This window comes from Bifidobacterium sp. LH_730 (genome assembly GCF_056355835.1).
On sequence record NZ_JBKETB010000002.1, the window covers coordinates 396625 to 420867 of the forward strand.

Below are 24243 nucleotides of genomic sequence, written 5' to 3' on the forward strand. Positions count from 1 at the left end.
CCCTGATTATCCCCTGAAAACCATGCGGAACCCCCGATATTCCTTCCCGGAGGCGGCACAATGGTAGGCATGACGATTCCGATGCTCCCGGCCAAACTGCCTCTGCTGCGCCCCAAGCGGGGCCGCTGGCTCACCGGCGTGTGCAAGGGCGTGGCGCTGCATCTGGGCATGCCGGTCGCGCTGGTGCGATTGTTGTTCCTGCTGAGTGCGTTCGCCTTCGGCGCGGGCATCGTGGCCTATGTGTTCCTGTGGGTGTTCGTGCCGGTCGGCGATCCGGTCGCCGCGGCCATGGCGCCCGGCGCCGCCCCGGTCGGTCAGGCCCCGCTGTCGCGAGGCAACCGGCGGGCGGCAACCGCGGGCCGCGCCCGCATACCCGCCGCGGGCATGTCCTATGCGCCAGCCGCCGCCAACGGCCACCCCATCCCCGCTGCCGACGCCGACGCAACCGCCGACGGCACGACGGCCGGCAGCGAAAGCCTGCTCGACGCGTTGCGGCGCGCCCCCAAACCCGCGCTGGTGGCGCTGGCCGGCCTCGCATTGCTGGGCATCGGATTGGCGCTGACCTATTCCGGTTTCCCCAACGAAATCATGCTGCCCCTGATGCTGGCGGTCGCCGGCGTGGCCCTGGCATGGCTGCGATACGACGCCGAGCGCGGCCAGCTGCCGACGATGATCGGCGGCATAGCGCTGATCTTCGGCGGTTTCGCCGTATATGCCATGAATCTCGCGTCCCGGTTCGGCATGGGCATGCTGGACACCATTGTCAGCGGCTTCGTGATGCTGGCGTGCGCGGCCCTGGCGATCGTGCCATGGGCTGGGTCGATGATCCGGGGACTTACCACCGAGCGCGCGTTGAAGGAGCGCGAGGAGGAGCGCGCCGATATGACCGCGCATCTGCACGACGGCGTGTTGCAGACGCTGGCGCTGATCCAGTTGCATGCCGAGGAGCCGGACACGGTGTTCGCCCTCTCGCGCCAGCAGGAGCGCGAGCTGCGCGAATGGCTGTATCAGACGCGCGCCGCCTCCGACCGCTCGGTGAGCGCGGGATTGAAGGATATCGCGGCGCATGTCGAGGACGAGCACGGCAAGCCGATCGAGGTGGTGACCGTGGGCGACGCGCGGCCGAGCGCGCAGACCGATGCGATGCTCGACGCGACGCAGCAGGCGCTGGTCAACGCCGTCACGCACGGCGGCGAGCCGATATCCGTGTATTGCGAGGCCGGCGAGCGCATGGTCGAGATCTTCGTGCGCGACCATGGCGACGGATTCGACGTCGAACAGATTCCAGCGGACCGCCTCGGTATACGCGAGTCGATCATCGGCCGCGTGCGGCGGCGCGGCGGCACGGTGGAGATCGTGTCGAGGCCGGGATGGGGCACCGAGGTGAGGATGCATATGCCGGTCGGCGGCGCGGCCGCCGACCCCGGTTCTCAGACGTCTGAGAACGCGAAGTGAGCATGGCGGGCGCGGGATCGGCCAATGCTCCCGCGGAACGCCCCGCAATGGGGATACCATGGGCGAAACACCATGGATCCCACAGAGAAAGGACGGCAGATGGACGGGCAGGAATCCAGCCAATCCGGCCATATTCGCGTGGCCGTGGTCGATGACCACGAGATGTTCCGGGCCGGCGTGATCGCCACGCTGCGCCCCTTCTTCGATATCGTCGGCCAGGCGGCCGATGTGGAGGGTTCCGTGGCGATGGTCACGCGTCTCAAACCCGATGTGGTGCTGCTTGACGTGCATGTGCCCGGCGGCGAGGGCGGGGGCGGCGCCGAGATTCTGCTCAAAAGCCGCCCGCTGTCTCCGGCGACCAAATTCCTGGCCCTGTCCGTCTCCGATTCGGCGGCGGACGTGGGCTCGGTGATCCGCGCCGGCGCGCAGGGATATGTGACCAAGACGATCACCGGCGACGATCTGGTCTCCTCGATCAAGCAGGTCCACGAGGGATATGCGGTGTTCTCCCCCAAACTGGCCGGCTTCGTGCTTTCGGCATTCCAGGGCGCGCCACTGGCCGACGAGGGCGGACGCCCCGCGCGCGACGAGGAGCTGGACAGGCTATCGGCGCGCGAACAGGAGGTGATGCGGCTGATCGCACGCGGATACACCTACAAGGAGGTCGCCTCGGAGCTGTTCATCTCCATCAAGACCGTGGAGACGCATATGAGCGCGGTGCTGCGCAAGCTCCAGCTGTCGAACCGCACCGAATTGACGCGCTGGGCGGCCGACCGGCGCATCGTCTAGGCGAGACGCGATAAGCGAGCTGCCACACGAAAACACGATTTGGCGGAAATGACGCCATTCGTTGTTTTTGCGTGGCGGCTCGCTTATATTCAGCGCGTGGTGGCACGGGCGATGACACGGCTGGGGGTGGTCAGCAGCTCGGGGCTAAGCGTTTCGCCTTGGATGCGAGCGAGGATGCGCCCGACCGCGGTGGGAGCGGTCCAGTCGAGGCGGGAATCCATCGTGGTCAGCGGAGGCTGCAGATAGGCGGCCTCCTCGATGTTGTCGAAGCCGATCACCTGCACCTCGCCGGGGATCTCCCGACCGCTGGCGTTCAGCGCGGAGACGGCGCCGATGGCCAGCTGGTCGTTGAACGCGACGATGCCGTCGAAGGGAACGCCGGATTCGATCAGGCTCTGCGTGACGCGATAGCCCGAGCCAATCGTCCAGTCCTGATCCGTGACGCCGACGAGCCGCGGATCAAGCGCGCGCCCCTGCGCCCGGCAGGTTTCGAGCACGCCGCGCAGACGCAGCTGGGCGTTCCCTTCCTCGGCTTTGAGGGCGGCGGACTCGTCATACTCGCCGCGCGCACCGACCACGGCCAGCCGCTCCACGCCGCGGGAGAACAGGTATCGCGCGGCTTCGCCGGAGGCCTGCACATCATCAGGGGTCACATGGTCGCACCGCCCCCACGTGGTGCGCGCGCCGACGACGACCAGCGGGAACGGCACGTCCAGATCCTCCGGACAGATGCTCTCCACCTCGGACATCGACAGGATCAAACCATCGGAGACGGTGGTGTTGAAATTCTCCAGCAACGAACGCGCACCCTTCGCCGATCCCTCGGCGTAGGTGGTGACGTATACGGAATAGTCGCGTTTGCGCGCCTCGTCGATGACGCGGTTGGCCAGTTCGGCCAGATATGGCGGCGTGAGCGTGGGCACGGCGAGCGTGATGAAGCCGGTATGGTCCCGGTTGAGGTTGCGCGCGGCCATATTGACCCGGTATCCGAGTCGTTCGATGACCTCCTGCACACGGTCGCGGGTGGGCTTGGCCATGCGGCCGGTGCCGTTGATGACATTCGATGCGGTCTTGAGCGACACACCGGCCTCCTGCGCAACGTCACGCAATGTGATTCGCTTGCCGCCATCCTGCACTGCCATCGCCGCCCTTTCGCACCATTGGTAACCGGTGTCCCTAAGCCTACCCCAAGCCCGCCCGGAGCAACCCCGCGCAGGCGTGGATCAGTCGCTCGCACGCGTGACGAGCACGCCGTTGCGCTGCAGGACGCGCTCATGCCGTGCATCCGCCGCGTGAGCACAGCGATATTCGATCACCGGCTCTCCGGCGGACTCAGGCATGGCAACGGGCTCCTTCGACCGGTTCAGATAGAACTCGAAGGTCACCGGCGTGCCATCGCCGTCACGTCCGATGCGGCGGGTGCGGATGAGTCGCGCGTCCGGCCTGGCGCCCGGCTGCCCGAATTCGGACTCGACGAACCGCACGATATCCGCGCGGTCAAGATCGCAGCCGATGTAATACGCCTGCCCTTCGCCATACGGACGGCGGGTGAACGCGGGGATGGCGGCCAGCTCCCAGTCCTCGGCCTCGGAGCCCGCATAAGTGGCGAGCACCGTCGCATCGGGAGCCATGGAAGTGACGACGTTCTGCCACAGGCGGCTGGTCGCCCCGTTGGAGAGACGGACGGCGCCGGGGTCCGCGGCACTGATCGGATCGACGGGATTCTCCGTGCCGACGGAACCCTCGCCGGAGACGTCCCCGGAAACGATGTTGAATTCCTCCGAACGCACGCCGAGCATATCGCGCAGCAATCCGCTCCCGGCGCCCGGATAGCCGCCCAGCCCCACACGGAAGGTTTCATCGACCAATCCGGTGGCATAGCCGACGACGACGCGGCCGCCTGCTAACGCGAAATCGGCAATCCGCCGCACATCGGCGGCACGCAATACCAGCACGGTGGGCAGCACCACGGTGTCGTATCCGTTCCAATCGTCGCGTAGCGGCACCACATCGGCGCGCAGTCCCGCGTCGAGGAAGGCGCGATACCAATCGCGCACGTCATGGAAATGTCTTAGCTGAGCGCTGGGCAGGGTCTGGCAACGGGTGGCCCACTCGGATTCGGCAGAGAAAAGGATGGCCGTGCGGCTGCGTTCCAGCTCCGTGCCCTGCACGCCCGCATCCGACAGCGTGCGCAGCGTCTCGCCCAGCTCGCACACCTCGCGGTAGATCTTGGAATCCGCGCCGGCATGCGGCAGCATCGCGGAATGGAAGGCCTCGGCCCCGGAGCGCGACTGACGCCATTGGAAGGAGTTGATGGCGTCGGCACCAAAAGCTACGTGCGCGAGCGCGTCGCGCATCAGTTCGCCGTGGCGTTTGCGCGCGTTGAGCGGCTTCCATTGCACGGCGGAGGTGGAGTGCTCCATAAGATACCAAGGGCGTCCCTGCGCAAACCCACTCACCAACGCATCCGAGCAGGCCAGTTCGTCGAGATGGGATTCGCCCTCGTGAAAATAATGGTCGTTGGAGACGAAATCGACCTCGTCGCTCCACTGCGCGTAGTCCATGCAGCATTGATCGGTGGAGACCATGAAGTTCGTGGTGAACGGCTTGTCGGGGCAGATCTCGGCGATCGCGTCGCGCTCGGCCTTGTAGAAATCGAGCAGCATGTCGTTGCCGAAGCGTTCGAAATCAAGCTGTTGGGCGGGGTTGACCATGGAATCGCCGCCCATATGCCGCGGCAACCGCACCTCGCCGAAGTCATTGACATGCTGCGACCAGAAGGCCGTGCCCCACGCGTCGTTGAGCGCGTCGATATCACTGTCATATCGCTGCTCGCACCATTTCCGGAACGCGGTCTCGGCGTTGTCGGAATAGTCATGGCGGTTGTTCCAGCCGTATTCATTGCCCATATGCCAGGCCGTGACGGCGGAATTGTCGCCATATCGTTCGGCCAGGCGGCGGCACATCGCAAGCGCGTATTCCTTGAACACCGGGCTGGTCGGGCTCCACGACTGGCGCGAACCCGGGTTGATGACGTGGCCATAACGGTCGCGCGGCAGCACCTCGGGATGCGCCTCGTAGAGCCACATCGGCGCGGAGGCGGTGGCGGAGGCGAGATCGACGGCGATGCCGGCCGCGCCCAGCTTGGCGATGATGCGGTCGAGCCAGTCGAAATCCCATGTGTCTTCGGTGGGTTGGATGCGCGACCAGCTGAAGATGGCGAGCGCGACCGTGTTGACCCGGGCCCGCTTCATCAGCTCGATATCCTCGTCCCAGACCTCCTCCGGCCACTGGTCGGGGTTGTAGTCGCCGCCATAGGCGATGCCGCGGCCGTCGTCGGTCAGCAATCGCGGCCACTTGAACGCTCTGCGCATGGGGAGCTCCTTCATATTCCTGGTATTCGACGGTTCGGCGCGCCGCCCCGCGATCCCGGACCGGCATGGCATGGCCCGAGAGCCGCGCTCCGCTCTCGCGGACGAGTCCCGGGCCGGGTTTGTCAAAGCTGGCGGAACCGCCGGTTCACTTCTCGGTGACCGTGTATCCCTGTTCGGTGCCGTAGTCGGCGAGCACCTTCTGATAGTCGGCCATGGCCTCCTTCAGGGTCTTCTTGCCCTGATAGGCGGGGGCGATGGTGTCGCCGAACTTGGACTGCGCGTAGGGGTTGTAGGGCAGGTACTGGAACTCGGTGACATCGAGGTTCGCGGCCTCGCACAGCACCTTGTTGACCTGCTGGCCGCCGAAGTACTCGTTCTCCTTGTTCTGGAACTCCTCATCGCTCAGGATGGACTTGAGCGAGGGGAAGGTGCCGTGGTCGGCCATGACCTGCGCGCCGTCGCCGTGCGTCAGATACTCGGCGAACTTATAGGCGGCGTCCTTGTTCTTGGACTGGGTCGGGATGGCGAGGGCGGAGCCACCGTCCTCGGCGGAGACCTGCTGGCCCTCCTCCCACTGCGGCAGCGGGGCGACGCGCCAGTTGCCGGCCTGATCGGGGGCGCCGGATTCGAGATTGGTCGGCATCCAGCCGCCGATGACGAGGGAGGCGGTGGTGCCGTCGTTGAGGGAGCGGTTCCAATCGTCGGACCAGTTGGCGATGGTCGTGTTGACCAGGCCCTCGTCGATGAGCTTCTGCTGGAAGTCGATGTACTTCTTCATGCCCTCGTCGTTGGTCATGTTCATGGTGATGTTCTCGCCGTCGACCTTCCACGGCTGGGCGCCGGCCTGCCACACCTGCGCGGTGAAGGGCTGGTAGGCGTTGGAATCGCCGGAATTGTTGGTGATGTAATAGTTGTCGCCGAGCGCGTGGATCTTCTTGGCGGCCTCGTAGTAGTCGTCCCACGTCTTGATGGACTCGCCGTCCACGCCGGCCTTGTCGAAGATGGCCTTGTTGTAGAAGAAGACCTCCGGGCCCGAATCGATCGGCAGCGCATAGGGCTTGCCGTTGTACTGCACCTTGTTCCACGGGCCGGCGGCGAAGTCGTCGGCGAACTTGTCGGCGCCGAACTCGCTCAGATCGGTCAGGCCGTCGGTGACGGCGAACTGGGTGACGGTCGGGTCCTCCATCATCACCACATCCGGCGCGCCCTTGCCCGCGGCGATGGCGTTCTGCAGGGCGGTGGCGGTGTCCGAGGCGGTACCGGTGTTGTTGTACTTCACCGTGATGTCGGGGTTGGCCTTTTCGAAGGCCTCGATGGTTTCCGTCAGGCCGTTGCCCCAGCCCCAGAACACGACCTCGCCCTTGGCATCGGAGGTGTCGGTGTCCGTGGCCTTGGCGCCGTCGTTGGACGAACCGCAGGCCGCCAGTCCGATGAGCGTGGCGACCGCGGCGGTCGCGGCGATGATCTTCTTCGAGTTGCGCATGATATCTCCTTCGCGTTCCCATGGCGGCGCTCACGACGAACCGCTGTCGCAAGCGTGCCATCCCTCGGTTGGCTGTTTCTTATGTGGTACAGCCGTGTACCAACACCCATGATGATACACCTGTGTACCGTTTTGTCAAAATCACCGCAACACGCCTCGAATCACTGCGTTTTCCACCCCGCCCCTCCCTCCGACGAGGAAAGCGCCGGCAAGATGATCGCAGGCACCAATCCGACCCCGATGAGACGGAACAGCCCATCAGAGGAAGCATCCGACGCAGGTCAGGGTTCGACACATGTCCACACACTCCAATATGGAAGTTTTTGTATTTCAGAGCCAATATAAGCGGAAAAATTTGCACTACAACCTTGACATAGGTGGAAATTTTTGCGTTTTTCTGCAATAATATTTAGGAAAAAATGTTACGCATATTGGGTGATCGCATGGACAACTTCGCGCGACATATCGAAAGAACACTGGACGAATGGGCCGATACTCCCCGGACCAAACCCCTGCTGTTGCGGGGCGCGCGACAGGTGGGCAAAACCCATGCGCTTCGGGAACTCGGCAAACGCAAATTCGACGACATGGCCTATGTCACGCTGTTCAACGGCGACATCCGCACGATGATGTCCCGCGTCGTATCTCCCTCGATGTTGTTGGACGCGATCGAAGCAGCCACCGGTGTGCGGCCAAAACCCAAAACGACCCTAGTCGTGATCGATGAGATACAGGAGGAGCCGGGGCTCTTCCCGCTGCTCAAAACCTTTGGCGACGAGTTCCCGGACATCCATTTGGCCGCGGCGGGGTCGTATCTTGGATTGGCATTGCACGAACGTCTCTCGTTCCCCGTCGGCGCAGTGCGGATGCTGGACATGCACCCGCTGAGTTTCATGGAATTCCTGCGCGCGGTGGGCGACGGACGCGCGGCCAACGCGCTGGAACGGCATGAGACCGACCTGGTTGACGCACTGGCCGAACGTTTCGAACAGCGATATCGGCAATACTGCATCATCGGAGGCATGCCGGCAGCGGTCGCCGCTTTCATCGAATACGGCTATGTCGCCGCGCGCGACGTGCAGAACGGCCTACTGAAGACCTATGATCTGGATTTCTCCAAACATCCCGTCGCGGGCGTGGACGTCGAACGCATCAGAATGACGTATTCGACCTACATCCCCGACCATCTCGCGCAGGAGAACAACCACCGCTTCGTCTTCAGCCATATCGGCAAGGGCGCAAGGGCCTCAATGTACGAAGCCGCTATACAGACCATCGTGGACTGCGGTTTGGCAATACGGGTGCCGCGCACGAAAATCGCCCGCAATCCACTCGGCATCTATGCCGACGAAGCGGCATTCAAACTCTACATGCATGATGTGGGGCTGCTCGGCGCGGCGCTTGGCATCACCGCCCGCGACGTCGTGGCCACGGATACAGGGTTGATCGAATACCGGGGAGCGATGACCGAGCAATATGTCTGCCAACAACTCGTCGCCGCTGGGTTGACGCCGTATTACTGGGTCAGCGGCGACAGCAAATACGAGGTCGACTTCGTCTTCAACTCCGACCATGGCGTCACCCCGCTGGAGGTCAAGGCCGGCGAAGGACGGAAGAAAGCGAGCCTGTCCCGATGCTGCGAGACATACGAATTGCATGGATTCCGCACTTCCATGCGCGGATATGACCAGCAAGACTGGATGGACAACATTCCACTGTGGGCCATCGGCAGCACTTTCCTGCCTTACGACATCAACGATTTCAAGCCCGACGACGGCGCCGATCTAGGACCGCTGCCGCCGCTCGGCCAACCGTTGGCATGACCTATGCATACGAATCTCAATGAGATAGCGTCTGCCGCTTTCCTCCGATAAGAGAGCCTCATAATCCTCCCTCTGATGAGGGAGCGTAAATACGTCAGAAGGCGAGGATTCGGTCGGCGATGCGCATGGCGGACTCACGGTGGGAAACCAGCACGGCGGCTTTGTTGCCGCCATGAGCCAGCTCGTTGATCGACCCCAAGATCACGGCTTCGTTGAACGCGTCGAGGCGGCTGGTCGGCTCGTCGAAGAGCACCAGATCGGCGTCGCGCAGGAACACGCGGGCCAAGCCGATGCGCTGGCGTTCGCCCTCTGAAAGGCGGTCGCCGAGTTCGCCGACCGGTGTGTCGAGGCCTTCGGGCAGCGAATCGATGAGATCGAGCACCGAGGCCTTGCGGCAAGCCTCGCGCAGGAGGGTGTCGAGGTCGTCCGCAGACCGATCCGCCGAACCAAGCGCCATAAGCAGGTTGTCGCGGATCGTGCCATCGAACAGATGCGTCTCCTGGGTCATCATGGTTTGGACGCGGCGGCGATGGTGCGCGTCGATCCCGGGCAATGCCGTGCCGGACATCGCCACGGAACCGGCGTCGGGATCCCAGTAGCGCATCAGCAGCTTGAGCGTCGTGGACTTGCCACGGCCGCTCGGGCCCTGCACACCAAGCACACCATGCACCGGAATATCAAGTGAGAAGTCATTGAGTATCGGACGCTCCGAGCCCATACGCGCCGACGAACCGGACACGGTTGCAGCCGGCACTGACATCTCCTCCTCCATGGATGGCGACGCATCGTCATACGCAAAGGTCACATGGTCCATCCGCATGCCCGTGTAGGCGGGGGCCGCCGTCCCCGACTCCACGACGGCGGGAGTCTCGTCCATCAGGGCGAACAGACGGCGGGCCGCAGCGAAAGTGGAAGTGAGATTGCCCGGCAGCGCGGCGAGCGCCAGCGTCGGCCCGAAGGAACTGGCGATCAGCACGAAGGCCACGGTCAGGGCGGGAATCGCATGCGGACCGGTGACCGCCATCCCCGATGTGAGCGCGGCCTCATCCAACGGCCCGGGAGCCGCCGCCAACGCCACGGCGAGCGCCGCGGCGGCGAAGGTCAGCGCCATGACCAGCAGGCCGCCGACACCTGTGAACCGTCCGTTGACACGGCTCAGCCGGGCATGCTCGGCCCAGAGTCGCTTGGTGCGTTCGACGATGCCCTTGGCGCGCTCGTCGCCACGACCGAAACGGATGATCTCGTCAAGGCCACGCATATCGTCGAGCATCACGTCGTCGAGCGCGGAGGCCTGGCTGCGGATGGCGGGACCGAGATTGCGCACGCCGACGGCGAAGAACCTCGGCACCAGCACGCCGATGACCAAGTGCGCGGCGATAAGCATCAGCGCCATCCATGGATTGAGCGTGACCAAGGCGATCGCATAGACGACGGTGGTGATGACGGCGATGACGACCGGGGAGATCGTATGCGCGAAGAAGATCTCCAGCAGCTCGACATCGGTGGTGATCAATGCGATGAGATCGCCCTTCCCCTTGCCGGCGAGCTTGGCCGGGGCGAGGCGGCGCAGCGCGTCGAATGCCTTCGAACGGAACAGTGCGAGCAGGCGGAAGGCGACGTTGTGGTTGAGATACTGCTCGACGTATCGCAGCACGCCGCGCAGCACGGCGCACACGACCATCATGGCGATGGCCGGCCCCGCGCCCATGCCCCACACCGGGTTGCCGGCGAGTGCGAATCCCGCGATGACGCCGAACACCGGCAGGAAGGTGGCGGAGAGGTGACCGACGGTGCCCGCCAGCGAAGCCATGGTCATGAGATGGGCGAGCGGGCGCGCCTCCTTGAGGAGGCGGGCGATGAGGGTGGCGCTGGACTGCGACGCAACGGCACTGGCCGATCTTCTCTCTGAAGAAACAGAGGTTTCTCTCCTTCCGTCGGCTTCGCCGACACCTCCCTCATCAGAGGGAGGAATGGATAGCGCATATTGCGCCCCCTCTGACGAGACAGAACAGTCCAGTGGACTGTTCTGTGACAAAAGCGGCGAAGCACTCTGCTCTGCCGGCAGAGCCGACTGGGGAAGAGACCCGACGGAACGCGAACCCGCCGAAGGATGGGCAATGGATTCGATATCCCGCTGAACGCGCAGAAGCCGCGCGTATGTGCCGTCGGCGGCCATCAGCTCGTCGTGCGCACCGGTTTCGACGACACGTCCGCGCTCGAAGACCACGATCTCATCCGCATCGACCGCATTGGCCATGCGGTGCGTGATCATGATGACGGTTTTGCCCGAGGCGGCGAGCTCATGGATGGATTCGAGGATCAAAGCCTCGCTTTCCACATCGACGCTGCTGGTGGCCTCGTCGAACACATAGACGGCGCCGTCGTGCAGCATGGCCCGGGCGATGGCGACGCGCTGGCGCTGCCCTCCGGAGAGATTCGTGGCGCCCGATTCAATCGACATATCGAGCCCGGCGGGCTGTTGGCGCACGAAATCGGCGATACGGGCGCGTTCGAGCGCAGCCCACAGCTCGTCATTACTCGCGTTGGGACGGGCCATCAGCAGATTGTCGCGCAAAGTGCCGGCGAACAGATGGCTGCGGGCGCCGACCAGTGTGACGGCCTGGGCCAAGGACATGCCGTCAACCGACGCAAGCTCCATCCCGGCCGCACCACCCACGGTGATCGAGCCGGTGTAGCCGGTGAGCATGCCGGACAGCAGCGCGGCCATGGTGGATTTGCCGGAGCCGGATTCGCCCACGACGGCCGTGAGTTGACCTGGCAGAGCAGTGAAGCTGACCGAGACAAGGGAGCTGCCACGCGTATTGTCGCCAACCTCGCCGGAGGGTCGTTTATCGTTGGAATCTAGCCGTTGTCCGTTCGCGTCTGAGCCGGCGGCACCAGCCCGCGTATCGGCATACGCAAACCCGACCCCGTCGAAACGCACTACAAGCCCATCCCGCGCCCCATCCCCGCCGACCGGCAGCGTGGCCGTGCCATGCTTCGGCTCGGACGCATCCAGCAGCGCGAAGATACGCTTGGTGGAGGTCATGCCATTCATCGCCACATGGAAGAAGGACCCGAGCTGACGCAGCGGAATGAAAAACTCGGCAGACAGCAGCACGATCAACAGCAACCCGGCCAATGTCAGCGGCGCGCCGGAGGCATACCGCCACAGGGCCACGCCGATGCCGGCCGCGGCGCCGCCATAGGCCACGAGGTCCATCGCGGACAGCGAACGCAGCTGGATTTGCAGCACGCGCATCGTCATCACACGGAATTCCTCGGCCTTGGTATCCATATCGGCGGCGGCACGCCCGTCGGCGTCGAAGGCCTTGAGCGTCTCCAGACCCTGCATATCGTCGAGGAAGGCGGCGCCCATATCGGTGTATCGTCCCCAATACCGCTTGAACACGCGCGCGGCGCTCATCGCCACCAACCCCACGATCACGACGATCAGCGGCGCGCATACCAGCAGCGTCGCGGCGGCGGGCAGATCGAGCGGCAGGACGACGAGGAACAGGGTGATGGGCGCGAGCACCGCATAGAACAACTGCGGCAGGAACAGCTCGAAGAAGGTCTGGATCTGTTCGATGCCCTCGCCGGCCGACTGCACGATGTCGGCGGTTTTGACGCGCGAGGAATACGAGGGACCAAGGGCAAGCATCTTGCGGTAGAGCCGTTCGCGCAAGGCGAGTTTGACGCGTTCGGCGGCCTCGGTGCCGAGCTTCGCCGCAAAGACGGTGGAGAGGTACTTGATCAAAGCGCATGCGGCCATCGCCAGCGCCAGGACGGCGAGGCTTCCGGCGCTCGGATGGATGGACACCAATCCGAAGACGTTGGCGGGGCACGGAACGCCGGCCGGGGCGTCGCATTGGATGAGATGGGGGTCCGCCAGATCGACCAGCTGGGCGAGAAGCGCCACCAGCGCGACCATGAAGCCGATGTTGGCCGCCAGCCCGATCCACAGGCAGGCCACCTTGCCGGCGACGAGCCGGCCGATGCCCGGGGCCATCGAGAACAATCGCTTGTCGAACATGCGCACCTCGCTTCATGGGACGGCAGCGTTCGCAGCCGCCTCTTGCGAGGGTAGCCGAGCAATCATGGCATGACAATACCCCCGGGCGAATTATCTCATTGTCTTGTCGGCATTCCCGCCCACAGGTCGACGGCAGACGGCACGCAACACGTCACACGACCAAGTGTCCGCGCAGATCGGCGGCATGAGACACCGTCAGCGGATCGACGTCGAAGCACACGTCGGCGCGACCGGCGACGACTTCGGCTCCGACGATGCGGGCGTTGCCCTCGGTTGCGGCGCGCCATGTCTCGGCGCGGGTCAATCCGCACGATTCCAAGGCATCGAGTTCCTCCAGATTGCGCCCGAACAGCAGCGGCGTGCAGTAATCGGTGCCCACGCCGATGGCCACGCCGGTGTCATGCGCCAGTCGGACGGCCTGGGGATGGCGGTCGGCGGCGACTTTCGCACGCTCGGCGACGACCGGCGGAATGCCCAGGCCGGCCGGAGCATCGGCGAGGATGCGATAGATGTTGACGGTGGGCACCAGCGGAATGCCGACCCGCGCCATGAGCTCCGCCTGAGCCCCGGTGAGCAGCACGCCGTGTTCCACACTGTCGATGCCCGCCTCGATGGCCCAATCAAGCGCCGGACCGCCCCAGGCATGGGCCATGGCCTTGCAACCGGCCACATGGATGGCGGCGATCACGCGCCGGACCCGATCCCGGCTCATCATCGGCTCAAGCACGCGATCGGCCGGGGCGCCCATGCCTCCGGTCAGGAACAGCTTGACCCAACGGCCGTGCTTGGGCTCCAACGTCGCCCCGGCCAAGGCTCCGGCAGGGGCGTCGTCGTCACCGGGGATCATCGCCGCGCAGCCGAGCACCGTCACACCATCGCGCGTCTCGTCCCGCGTCCAGCCGCCCGCATCGCGCATGGCGGTGAATCCACAGGCGGCGAGCTCGCGCCGCTGCTCGGCGACCAGACGGTCCGTGTCGGCGGCGGAGCGCTTCGCACGCGCCTGAGCGTCGAAATCGACCCATCCGATATGGGCATGCGCATCGATCAGTCCCGGAGAGCGCCATACGGCCCTTTTCCCGGCCGTCATCGCCGCACCGCCACCGCGCGCGCCGCCTCGAGCAATGACCGGGGATAGCCTTGCGGAGGGTCGGCGAAGAAGGCGTCCGTGGCCCCCTTGCAGACGACCCGCCCGTGCCGCATCACCGCCACCTCGTCGCACAGGTCGGCCACGACACCAAGGTCATGGGTGATGAGCACGACGGCCAGTCCCCGTTCCCGCCGCAACGCCGCCAGCAAGTCGAGCACGCCGCGCTGTACCGACACGTCGAGCGCGCTGGTCGGCTCGTCGGCCACCAGCACCTCGGGCTCGACGCCCAGCGCGCGGGCGATGGCGATGCGCTGGCGTTGGCCTCCGGAGAAGGCGCGCGGCCGACGGTCCAAGGCATCGGCCGGAAGCCCCACCATATCCAGCAGCCGGACGCAACGCCGTTCGATGCCCTCGCGGTCCGCGCGCGCGACGACGCCGTGCAGCACCATGCCTTCGGCGAGGATACGGCGCACGGTGTGACGCGGGTTCAACGAGGAGTCGGGGTTCTGGAAGACCATCTGGATGCGGCGACGCTGTTCGCGCGTGCGCCGACGCGGATCGCGGGGCAGCGCCTCACCGTCGAACCGCACTTCGCCGGCATCGGCCTCGATCAGTCCGGCCAGCACGCGGGCGAGCGTCGATTTGCCGGCCCCGGATTCGCCCACGACGCCGAGAGCGCCGCCGCGCGGCACCTCGACATCCACTCCGTCAAGGGCCGTGGCGCCGCCATATCGCACGGTCAGCCCACGCGCCTCGAGCAACGGCGCCGGGGACGCGCCGGGCATATCGATCATTCCCTCGTTCGTCATCCCGCTCATCACTCTCCCTCCGGTTCCTCTGCCGGCACAGGCCCTGGAATCGGCGTCACCGCGGCGATCAGACGACGCGTGTAGTCCTCCTGCGGGCAAGTGAGCACATCACCGGTGGCACCGGTCTCAATGGCGCGGCCGTGCCTCATGACGACGAGCCGGTCGCATAGACGCGCGGCGACGCCGAGGTTGTGGGTGACGAACACCATCGTCAGGCCGAGCCGCGCCTTGAGACCGGCGAGCAAATCGAGTATCTGCGCCTGCACGGTCACATCGAGCGCGGTGGTGGGCTCGTCGCACAGCAGCAGATCGGGCTCCGTGGCCAACGCGACGGCCAGCACGACGCGCTGGCATTGCCCGCCGGACAGCTGGCCGGGATACCGGTCGTGCGCGGCGAGATCTTCGGCGGGCAGACCAAGCCGCCCCAGAAGCGCCAAAGCCTCCCTCCTCGCCTCGTGACGCCTCAGTCCGCGCGCGTGGCGCAGCACCTCGGCCACCTGACGGACCACGGGCATCAACGGGTCGAGCGAGGCGACCGGGTCCTGGAGGACCATGGCGGCGTTGACGCCGTCGGCGAGCGCCACGCCGCCTCCAGCCCGCCGCACACCGCGCGGCAGCATCCCCGCGCCACGGCCGCGACCGCTTCCCAGGCACTCATCCATGATGGTGCGCAGGGTGAGGCTTTTGCCCGAGCCGGACTCCCCCACCAATCCCAGGCATGCGCCGCGCGCGACCTCGAAGGACAGTCCGTCGACCAAGGCGCGCGGGGAATCGGCGTCACCGGCACCACCGCCCGCGTCGTCGGCGTCATCCGCGACGATACGAAGCCCGCGCACCGAGAGCACCGTGTCACGCATATCCATCGTCTCCGTCATATCCCTCGCCGTCCCAACTCGTTGAGGCCGTCGGCGACCATCGCCAGCGCGAGGCCGACCAGCACCACGACGCAGCCGGGCAGCGTGGACAGCCACCAGCGCGTGGCCAGGAAGGACTGGCCGTCCGCGATCATCGTGCCCCAGTCGGGCGTCGGCGGCGCAATGCCCAGGCCCAGGTAGCCGAGCGTGACGATCGACACGAGCAGCGCCACCATGTCGGTGGCGAGCACCACCAGCGCCTGCGGCAGCACATTGGGCAGCAGCTGGCGCGCCATGACCGACGCATCGGAAAAGCCCATCACCCGGGCCGATTCCACCCATTCGGCATGTGCCAGCGATGCCGTGGCGCCCTTGACCGAACGGGCGAAAACAACCCATCCGACGATCAGGAAGGTCAGGACGACGCCGCGCACACCGGCCCCGAACACGAAGGCCACGACCGCGACGGTCAGATAGAACGGGAAGGCGATCAAGGTGTCGGACAACAGCGTCACCGCGCGGTCCCACCAGCCGCCACGATATCCTGCCACAAGACCGGCGGCCGTGCCGATGACGAAGGGCGCGGCCTCGGCGCCGACCATCAGCGCCAGATCGATGCGGCCGGCGGCGGCCACGCGCACGAGGATGTCGCGGCCGAGCTGGTCGGTGCCGAAGGGATGGGCGAGGGAAGGAGGCTGGAGCATCGCGGCGACGTCCTCGCGGGTCGGGTCGTAGGGCGACAGCACCGGAATCAACACGACGGCCAATACGATGGCCAGCAATGCCAGCAAACCGACCGTCAGCAGCGGAGGCAAAGCCGGGAATGCGGGGAACGCACGCCGACGACGCGCCGTATCTTCCTTTGTCGCCCCGTTCATCGTTCGCTCTCCCCCATGCCCATGCCGGCGCGCAGCCGCCAGTCCACGGCGCCGGACAGCAGCGAGATGACGGCCCCCACCGCCACCACACCGAGGGCGCAATAGAGCGCGATGGCCTGGATCAGCGGAAAATCGCGCGCGCCGATGGCGGCGAACAGCAACGACCCGACGCCGCGCAGGCCGAAGACCTGTTCGACGACCAGCGTGCCGCCGACAAGGAAGGAAAGCTTCATGCCGAAGAGCTGCAATGCCGGCAGCACCGCGCCGCGCAGCACATGGCGGCGTATCGCGCGTTCGGGCAGTCGGGCGGCGCGTAAGGTCACGACGAAATCGGCGTCGTAGACCTCGATCAATCGTTCGCGCAGGGAACGCACCAGGAACGGCACCTGCGCCAGCGCGATGGTCAGCGAGGGCAGCGCCATCGAATAGAGCATCCCGTCGATGCCGGGCTGCGTGCCGCCGACCGGGAAGACGCGCAGACGGACCGCGAAGACCAGGACCAGCACAAGGCCGACCCAGAACTCGGGCATGCCGAGGGTGACCGTCGGCACGGCGCGCACGATGTGGTCGATGACGCCGCCGCGATGCCGGGCCGCGGCCAGCGCCATCGGCGGCACCAGCAGCGCCACGAGCAGGGCGGAGCAGCCGATCAGCCACAGGGACACCGGCAGCCGATCCAGGACCAGCGCGCGCGAGGAGACATGGTAGGCGATGGATTCGCCGGTGTCGCCGGTGGTCAGCAGCGTCGTCAGGAAGTCGAGGAACTGCCGCCAGAGCGGCCGGTCGAGGCCGAGCCGCGCGTGCATATCTGCGATCTGGGCGGGGGTCGCCTTGAGCCCGAGCACCATCTGCGCCGGGTCGCCGGGCACCAGCCGGACGATGAAGAACACGCCGACGGTGACCAACGCCGTCACGGCCAGCGCGTGCGCCGCGATGCCTCCCAGCCAGCGCAGAACCGGCGGCCACGCAATGGAGCGGATGCGCACGGCGGAGCCATCCGGGCTCTCAGAGCCGCCGGCAGCATCGGCGCCGTCGTCGCGGCGCAAGGTTCTCGGTTCGTTCATAATGCTGTCATTATGGCCTCGGGACGCGGGAACGGACCCGCGGCATCCCACGATGCGCACGACGCGCGCCACCGGTCCGTCACTTGGCCGCCGCGTCCCCGAAGGTCACGTTCTGGAAGCGCACCGAGTCGTTGGGCAGCACCTCGAGCCCCTGCACGTCGGAGCGCACGGCCTTGACGATGTCGGGCGAATACAGCGGAATATAGGGCACCTCGTCGGCAAGCGTCTGCTGGATGCCCTCGTAGAGCCTGCCGCGCCCGTCGCCGTCGGCGGTGGCGCGCGCCTGCTTGAGCGCCGCGGTCACCTTGGGGTTGGAGTATCCGGTCCAATACGAGTTCGAGAAGCCGTCGGGATCGGCGAGGAAGGAGACGATCGAATCGGCGTCGGGATAGTCGGCCTGCGAGGAGTTGAGCATGATCGCATAGTCGAATTTCTTGAAGCGGTCGCGGAATGTGGCGGAATCGGCGGCGTCGATCGTCACGTCGATGCCGAGCCCCTTGGCGGCGGACTGGAAGAGCTGCGCGGTCTGCTTGCGCGCGTTGTCGCCGGAGGGGATGAGGATCTTCGTGGCGAATCCGTCCGCATACTTCGACTGGGCGAGTTCCTTCTTCGCCGCGTCGAGGTCGGCGCCGCCGGAGGCGAGCGACTTGACGGTCTTCTGTCCGGAATACCGGATGGCGGAGGGCACGACGGCGTTCGCGGTGACGGCGTGGCCGAAGGAGACGGCCTTGGTCACGGCGTCGCGGTCGAAGGCCAGGGCGAGGGCGCGGCGCACATGCACGTCGGCGAAATGCTCGTCCTTGGTGTTGAAGAACAGCTGCTCGGTGACCCACGAGCCATTGGAGAGCACCTTGGTCTGCGCGCCGTCGGCGCCGAGTTCCTCGAGGCTTTCGGAAGCGGGGTTCTCGATGCCGTCGACCTGCCCGGTCTTGAGCTGGTTGACGGCCTGCGTGCCGTCTTCGACGAGCTTGTATTCGAGTCGCTTGAGCGTGCCGGAGGTCTTGCCCCAGTAATGCTTGTTGGCGACGAAGCTCAGGTCGCCGGAGGGGTCCCACTTCTCGACGGTCCACGGGCCGGTGCCGACGGGCTTCTTGAAGAACTCCTCCTCGGTTTTGCCGCCGAAGTCCTTGGGCACGATGCCGTTGGAGAAGTTCGCGAATTCGGCGAGCAGCGGGGTGTCGGGGCTGTTGAGCTTGACCTCGACGGTCGCCTTGTCCTTGGCCGTCACCGAGGCGATGTCCGCGTCGAGCGGCAGGGCCGCGTCCTTCTCGTCCAAGTGCTCGTCGATGGAGAAGACCACATCGTCGGCGGTCACCTCGGAGCCGTCGGAGAATTTCAGCCCGTCCTTGAGCACGAAGGTATAAGTCAGGCCGTCGGCCGACACCTCGTGCGACTTGGTGAGCCAGTCGATGATGTTGCCATCCTTGTCAAAACTCAGCAGCGGCTCGAAGACCTTGTCTATCGCGAAGGCGTTGTTGGCGGTGATCTCGGTCCACAGATCGAGCGAGGTGACGGCGGCGGAGCGCGCGTAGACGAAGGTGTCGCGCGCCTCGTCCCCGGCACCGGCTCCCCCCGCCTGTCCGCCGGTCTGCGAGCACGCACCAAGCGACAGCGCGAGCGTGGCCGCGAGGGCGCCCGCCAATATGCTTCTGACTGGATGCCTCATGATGTTCCCCTCTTCTAACCGTTCACGACATGATGGTTCCGCCCGGCGTCGCCGGTGCGGACCAGTCCACCAGTATAGGAACGGCGGCGATGGCACGCGCCCGCATGCCATCGCCGATATCTCCAACCGGCTATCGATTCGCCCTATGGCCGCGGCCGGCCATCGCCGCGGACCGCCATATACGTCCGGTTGTCGTTCGCGGACAAAAGCGGCGTCCGGAAATTGGCGGAGCCCACAACGGCGGTTACGGTTACGAAGGCGTAGGTTAAGGTGTATATATGGCCGTTCTCAGACGCGGCCCACCCAACGAACGAGGTCATATGAAGCAATACGACGCCCCCGGCACCGTGGAAGTGCGGGACGACGAGACCATGTACTCCCTGCTCACCGATCGCATGGCCCGCACTGGCGCGGACACGCCGATCGTCAGCCGCAAAACCGGCCCCGGCCAGTGGTCCACGATGACCACCGGCGAATTCCTCGAACTCGTGCGCAAGGCCGCGAAGGGCCTGATCGCCTTCGGCATCGCCAAGGGCGACGCGGTCACGCTCTTCTCCCCCACACGCTGGGAATGGGGCGTGCTCGACTTCGCGCTGGCGGCCATCGGCGCGGTGAATGTGCCGATCTACGACACCGATTCGGCCGCGCAGGCCGAGCGCATCCTCAACGATTCGGCCGTCAAGCTCGCCATCGCCGACAACCAGGAGCGATATGACCGCCTCGACGGCGTGATGGACCGCTGCCCGGCGCTCGAGCGCCTGCTCATGCTCGACGGCAACGCGCTGGGCGCGCTCGAAGGCCTCGGCGTGGCCGTCTCCGACGAGGAGCTCGACGAACGCATCGCCTCGGTCGGCGCCGACGACCTCGCCACGATTGTCTATACCTCCGGCTCCACGGGCGCTCCGAAGGGCGCCGAGCTGACGCACCGCAACTTCCTGTTCATCGTGCGCGCCGGTTACCAGCTCGTCCCCGAGCTCATCAACAACCCGGATCCGAAGACGCCGACGCGTCTGCTGCTGTTCCTGCCGCTGGCGCACTGCTTCGCGCGCTACATCGAATACTGCTCGATCGGCTCGGATTACGGCGTCGTCGGCTTCCTGCCGGACACCAAGACGCTGCTGCCGGATGTGCGCGCCTTCGCGCCGTCCTATCTGCTGGGCGTGCCGCGTGTGTATGAGAAGGTCTACAACGCCGCCTCCCGCAAGGCCGGCACGGGCGCGAAGGGCCGCCTGTTCGTCAAGGGCGTCGAGGCCGCGCGCGCGTGGAGCCGCATGGAGCAGGCGGGCGAGCAGCCGACGCTGGCTCAGCGCGCCGAGCATGAGTTCTATGACAAGACCGTCTACCGCATGGTGCGCGGTGCCCTCGGTCCGAACATCCGCTTCGTGGCCTGCGGCGGCGCGCCGCTGGACGTGGATCTGGCGCATTTCTTCTCCGGCATGGGCGTGCCGATGATCCAGGGCTATGGCATGACGGAAACGGCCGCCCCGTTCACGGTGACGACGGTGGAACTCAACAAAATCGGCACGGTGGGCCGTTGCGCGCCCGGCGCTTCGGTGCGCATCGCCGAGGACGGCGAGGTGCAGGTGCACGGCGACAATGTGTTCCGCGGATACCACAATCTTCCGGAGAAGACGGCGGAGGCCTTCACCTCGGACGGCTGGCTCAAGACCGGCGACTTGGGTTCGCTCGACGAGGACGGATGCCTGACGATCACGGGCCGCAAGAAGGACATCATCATCACGGCCGGCGGCAAGAACGTCTCCCCGATTCCGATGGAGGAGCAGATCGTCAAATGCCCGATCGTCGAGCATGCGGTGGTGGTGGGCGATCAGCGCCCCTTCATCGGCGCGCTGATCACGCTCGACCCGGAGGGCTTGGAGCATTGGCTGCCCGCACATGGCCTGTCGGCGGACACGCCGCTGGAGCGCGTGGCCACGGCGGCGGCCGTGCGCGATGAGATCCAGACGTGGGTGGACCGTGCGAACGCGACCGTCTCCCGCGCCGAGTCCGTGCGCAAGTTCGTGGTGCTCGACACCCAGTTCACGCAGGACAACAAATGCCTGACCCCGTCCCTGAAGGTCGTGCGCCCCAAGGTCAACGAGGTCTTCGCCGATGTGATCGACCGCGAGATCTACGGCGGCACGCGCTGAGGGCGCTGCGCCAGCACCGCGCCCCGATCCACGTCATACATATGCGTTCCCGTCCCGACTGGAGCGCATATGCCCGAAACTCATCCGGTTTTACGTGAATCTCCTCTGTATTCGTACGGAACCGCGCCATATTTGCGCGGATCTCCGTTGGAGTTGTACGGATCTCTGGCGGGTTTGTTGCCGCTGGCGTCACAAACCCGCCAGAGATTCGTATATTCCCCTCAAAGTTCCGTACAGACCCAACGGAGATCCGTATGTTTCCGGTGGAGATCCGCACAGATACGTAGGAGAATCGCCGTTCCCTCATAATGCGCCGGAAAACAGGGAAGCCCCACGGCTCAGCAACCGTGGGGCTTCCTCTTAGCGCTCGTCAGCGGTGCGATAACGCACCGTTATCTCAGTGCTGGTTGGTCAGGCGGTGATACATCTCGCTGATCTCCAGTTCCTTCTCGAACTGGCGGGCGGTGGTGTTCTCGTCGATGACGGCGAGCTCGACACCGGCCATGCGGGCGAAGTCCTCCCAAGCCTCGCGGCCGACGGAGGTGGTCATGCAGGTGTGGTGCGAGCCGCCGGCGAGGATCCAGCACTCGGCAGCGGTCTTGAGGGACGGCTGCGGCTTCCACACGGCGCGGGCGCACGGCAGCTCCTTGAGGGAACCCTGCGGCTCGACGACCTCGACCTCGTCCATGAGCAGGCGGAAACGCTCGCGCATGTCGGACATGGAGACCACGACGGCCTTGCCGGGCTTGCCGGAGAAGACCAGACGCACCGGGTCGGACTTGCCGCCGATGCCCAGCGGGAAGATGTCCAGCTTCGGCTTGGCGATGGTGCCGATGGCCGGGGAGACCTCGAGCATGTGGGAGCCCATGTCGAGCTCATTGCCCTCGGTGAAGTTGTAGGAGTAGTCCTCCATCAGGGAGGCGCCACCCTCGAGGCCGTAGCCCATCACGGCGCCGATGCGCACGAGCACGGCGGTCTTCCAGTCGCCCTCGGCGGAGAAGCCCCAGCCGTACTCGGACGGGAAGCGCTGCGGGCCGACGCCCGGCAGCTGCGGGAGGGCGCCGAGGTCCTCGAAGTTGTCGACGCCGGCGGTGCAGCCGTTGGCGCGCATCATGTTGACCATGGCGGCCTCTTCCTTGGCGGCGATGAAGAGCTCATCGTAGCGGGAGTCGAGCAGCGCCGGGGCCACGTCGTACTTGGCCTTGTAGTCCTCGATGAGGGCCTTGACCTGATCGTCCTTGACGGCCTCGTAGGCGGCGACCAGCTCATTGACGGCCCAGGTGTTGATCGAGGCGCCGAACACGCGCTCGGCCTCGGTCTTGTCGCCCTCGGTGACGGCCACGTTGCGCATGTTGTCGCCCCAGCGCATGACCTTCATGTTCTGGGAGGCGTCCCAGCCGGCGCAGGCGCGGGCCCAGGTGGCGATCTTCTCGGCGACCTCGGGATCGGTGTAGTGGCCGACGACGACCTTGCGCTTGATGCCCAGGCGGGAGACGATGTAACCGAACTCACGGTCGCCGTGGGCGGCCTGGTTCAGGTTCATGAAGTCCATGTCGATGGTCTCCCACGGGATCTCCTTGTGGTGCTGCGTGTTGAGCTGCAGCAGCGGCTTGGTCAGCACCTCGAGGCCGCGGATCCACATCTTGGCCGGGGAGAAGGTGTGGCACCAGGTGATCACGCCGATGACGGCCGGGTTGGCGGAGGCCTCGACCATGAACTCCTTGACGCCGTCGGAGGACTTCAGGGTGGGCTTCAAAACGATCTTCGCCGGGATCTTGCCGGTGGCGTTGAGGTAGTCCACCATCTCGCCGGTCTGCTGGGCGACCTGACGCAGCGCTTCCTCGCCGTAGAGGTCCTGCGAACCGACGCCGAACCAGATTTCCTTGCCCTCGAAGGGGTTCTCCATTGCCATAATGGCTCCTTTACTTCCTTGTTGGTTGGTTGTTACAGATTCATGCAGCTCAGTGCTGGCGAACTCAGCGGTGACATAGCGCGTGCGGTATCGGTGCGGTGGAAGGCGAAGGCGTAGGTTGCTACGTCGAGCCTTCCACCGTGCCGATAACGCTCCGCTATGTCAGTGCTGGCCGTAGACGTTCTGGTAGCGGTCGTTAAGCTTATCGATGTCTTCCTGCGGAATCGGAATGATATCGCCGAGCTGGCGGGCGGCCCACATGGTGTGGGCGACTTCCTCGGTCATGGCGGCGGCCTTGACGGCGCCCTCAGCATCCTTGCCGATGGTGAAGGGGCCGTGGTTCTGCATGAGGACGGCCGGGGACTTCGGATACTTCTTCAGGGTCTCGACTACACCTTCGCCGATGGCCTCGGAGCCGATGAGGCGGAACGGGCCGACCGGCACGGGGCCGCCGAACTCGTCGCCCATCATGGTAAGTCCGCAGGGGATGTTCTGGCCGGTGGCCGCCCAGGCGGTGGCGTAGGTGGAGTGCGTGTGCACGACGCCGTAGACGTCGGGCATATGTCGGTAGATGTAGGCGTGGGAGGCGGTGTCGGAGGACGGGGCCTCGGAGCCGTCGACGACATTGCCGTCGAGGTCGCACACGACCATCGAGGAGGGGGTCAGATACTCATAGCGCAGACCGGAGGGCTTGATGACCATGAGGTCGGCGGTGTGCAGGCGCTGCGACACGTTGCCGGCGGTCCACACGACGAGGTTCCACTTGATGAGCTGCTCATGCAGGGTCGCGACGACCTCGCGTACCTGCTTGACCTCGGCGCGGACCTCGGGGCCGTAATCAGCCAGAGTTGCCATATTTGTTT

16 protein-coding genes are annotated in these 24243 nt (G+C 65.7%); 4 read left to right on the forward strand and 12 right to left on the reverse strand.

Features of this window, described 5'->3' with window-relative positions; translation table 11 throughout:
* Positions 1 to 60: 60 nt before the first annotated feature.
* Together AC1AUD_RS04445 and AC1AUD_RS04450 are read left to right on the forward strand one after the other, a co-directional pair.
* Complete coding sequence (locus tag AC1AUD_RS04445) at positions 61 to 1455, forward strand: ATP-binding protein (RefSeq protein ID WP_476572455.1); 1395 nt, start codon at positions 61 to 63, stop codon at positions 1453 to 1455.
* A 99-nt stretch (positions 1456 to 1554) separates the two neighbouring features.
* Positions 1555 to 2244: a LuxR C-terminal-related transcriptional regulator gene (locus tag AC1AUD_RS04450; RefSeq protein WP_476572457.1), complete on the forward strand. Its 690-nt coding sequence runs from the start codon at positions 1555 to 1557 to the stop codon at positions 2242 to 2244.
* Between the two features lie 89 nt (positions 2245 to 2333).
* On the opposite strand, the gene AC1AUD_RS04455 is transcribed toward AC1AUD_RS04450, so the two are convergent.
* From AC1AUD_RS04455 to AC1AUD_RS04465, 3 genes are all read right to left on the reverse strand, one after another.
* The gene (locus AC1AUD_RS04455) at positions 2334 to 3386 is read right to left on the reverse strand and encodes a LacI family DNA-binding transcriptional regulator (protein WP_476572459.1); all 1053 of its coding nucleotides are present in this window, start codon (positions 3384 to 3386) and stop codon (positions 2334 to 2336) included.
* Between the two features lie 81 nt (positions 3387 to 3467).
* Positions 3468 to 5618 carry a beta-galactosidase gene (locus AC1AUD_RS04460; RefSeq protein WP_476572461.1) on the reverse strand — a complete coding sequence of 717 codons (2151 nt, stop codon included), beginning with the start codon at positions 5616 to 5618 and terminating at the stop codon, positions 3468 to 3470.
* A 145-nt stretch (positions 5619 to 5763) separates the two neighbouring features.
* Positions 5764 to 7101 (reverse strand): ABC transporter substrate-binding protein, encoded by a 1338-nt coding sequence (locus tag AC1AUD_RS04465; protein WP_476572463.1) that lies wholly within the window; start codon positions 7099 to 7101, stop codon positions 5764 to 5766.
* Between the two features lie 443 nt (positions 7102 to 7544).
* Here AC1AUD_RS04465 and AC1AUD_RS04470 point away from each other — a divergent pair, with 443 nt between their 5' ends.
* Positions 7545 to 8924: an ATP-binding protein gene (locus AC1AUD_RS04470; RefSeq protein WP_476572465.1), complete on the forward strand. Its 1380-nt coding sequence runs from the start codon at positions 7545 to 7547 to the stop codon at positions 8922 to 8924.
* Positions 8925 to 9018: 94 nt separating this feature from the next.
* Here AC1AUD_RS04470 and AC1AUD_RS04475 read toward each other — a convergent pair whose 3' ends face one another.
* From AC1AUD_RS04475 to AC1AUD_RS04505, 7 genes are all read right to left on the reverse strand, one after another.
* Positions 9019 to 12960, reverse strand: a complete 3942-nt coding sequence (locus AC1AUD_RS04475) for a thiol reductant ABC exporter subunit CydD/CydC (RefSeq protein ID WP_476572467.1) — start codon at positions 12958 to 12960, stop codon at positions 9019 to 9021.
* A 151-nt stretch (positions 12961 to 13111) separates the two neighbouring features.
* Complete coding sequence (locus AC1AUD_RS04480) at positions 13112 to 14047, reverse strand: amidohydrolase family protein (RefSeq protein ID WP_476572469.1); 936 nt, start codon at positions 14045 to 14047, stop codon at positions 13112 to 13114.
* Positions 14044 to 14865, reverse strand: coding sequence for an ABC transporter ATP-binding protein (locus AC1AUD_RS04485; protein ID WP_476572471.1), 822 nt, complete (start codon positions 14863 to 14865; stop codon positions 14044 to 14046). Before AC1AUD_RS04485 ends, AC1AUD_RS04480 begins: the two co-directional genes overlap by 4 nt.
* Entirely contained in the window at positions 14865 to 15731 is an 867-nt protein-coding gene (locus AC1AUD_RS04490) for an ATP-binding cassette domain-containing protein (protein ID WP_476572473.1), read from the reverse strand. Before AC1AUD_RS04490 ends, AC1AUD_RS04485 begins: the two co-directional genes overlap by 1 nt.
* Positions 15728 to 16588 carry an ABC transporter permease gene (locus AC1AUD_RS04495; RefSeq protein WP_476572475.1) on the reverse strand — a complete coding sequence of 287 codons (861 nt, stop codon included), beginning with the start codon at positions 16586 to 16588 and terminating at the stop codon, positions 15728 to 15730. The genes AC1AUD_RS04490 and AC1AUD_RS04495 overlap by 4 nt, the downstream gene beginning before the upstream one ends.
* Positions 16585 to 17652: an ABC transporter permease gene (locus tag AC1AUD_RS04500; protein ID WP_476572477.1), complete on the reverse strand. Its 1068-nt coding sequence runs from the start codon at positions 17650 to 17652 to the stop codon at positions 16585 to 16587. The genes AC1AUD_RS04495 and AC1AUD_RS04500 overlap by 4 nt, the downstream gene beginning before the upstream one ends.
* Positions 17653 to 17731: 79 nt before the next feature.
* Positions 17732 to 19318 (reverse strand): ABC transporter substrate-binding protein, encoded by a 1587-nt coding sequence (locus tag AC1AUD_RS04505; RefSeq protein WP_476572479.1) that lies wholly within the window; start codon positions 19316 to 19318, stop codon positions 17732 to 17734.
* Positions 19319 to 19638: 320 nt separating this feature from the next.
* Between AC1AUD_RS04505 and AC1AUD_RS04510 the strand changes: the two genes are divergently transcribed.
* Entirely contained in the window at positions 19639 to 21468 is a 1830-nt protein-coding gene (locus AC1AUD_RS04510; RefSeq protein WP_476572481.1) for an AMP-dependent synthetase/ligase, read from the forward strand.
* A 397-nt stretch (positions 21469 to 21865) separates the two neighbouring features.
* Here the strand turns inward: AC1AUD_RS04510 and araA are convergent, their stop codons facing one another.
* The gene (gene araA / locus AC1AUD_RS04515; RefSeq protein WP_476572483.1) at positions 21866 to 23380 is read right to left on the reverse strand and encodes an L-arabinose isomerase; all 1515 of its coding nucleotides are present in this window, start codon (positions 23378 to 23380) and stop codon (positions 21866 to 21868) included.
* A 162-nt stretch (positions 23381 to 23542) separates the two neighbouring features.
* Entirely contained in the window at positions 23543 to 24235 is a 693-nt protein-coding gene (locus tag AC1AUD_RS04520; RefSeq protein ID WP_476572485.1) for an L-ribulose-5-phosphate 4-epimerase, read from the reverse strand.
* Positions 24236 to 24243: the final 8 nt, after the last annotated feature.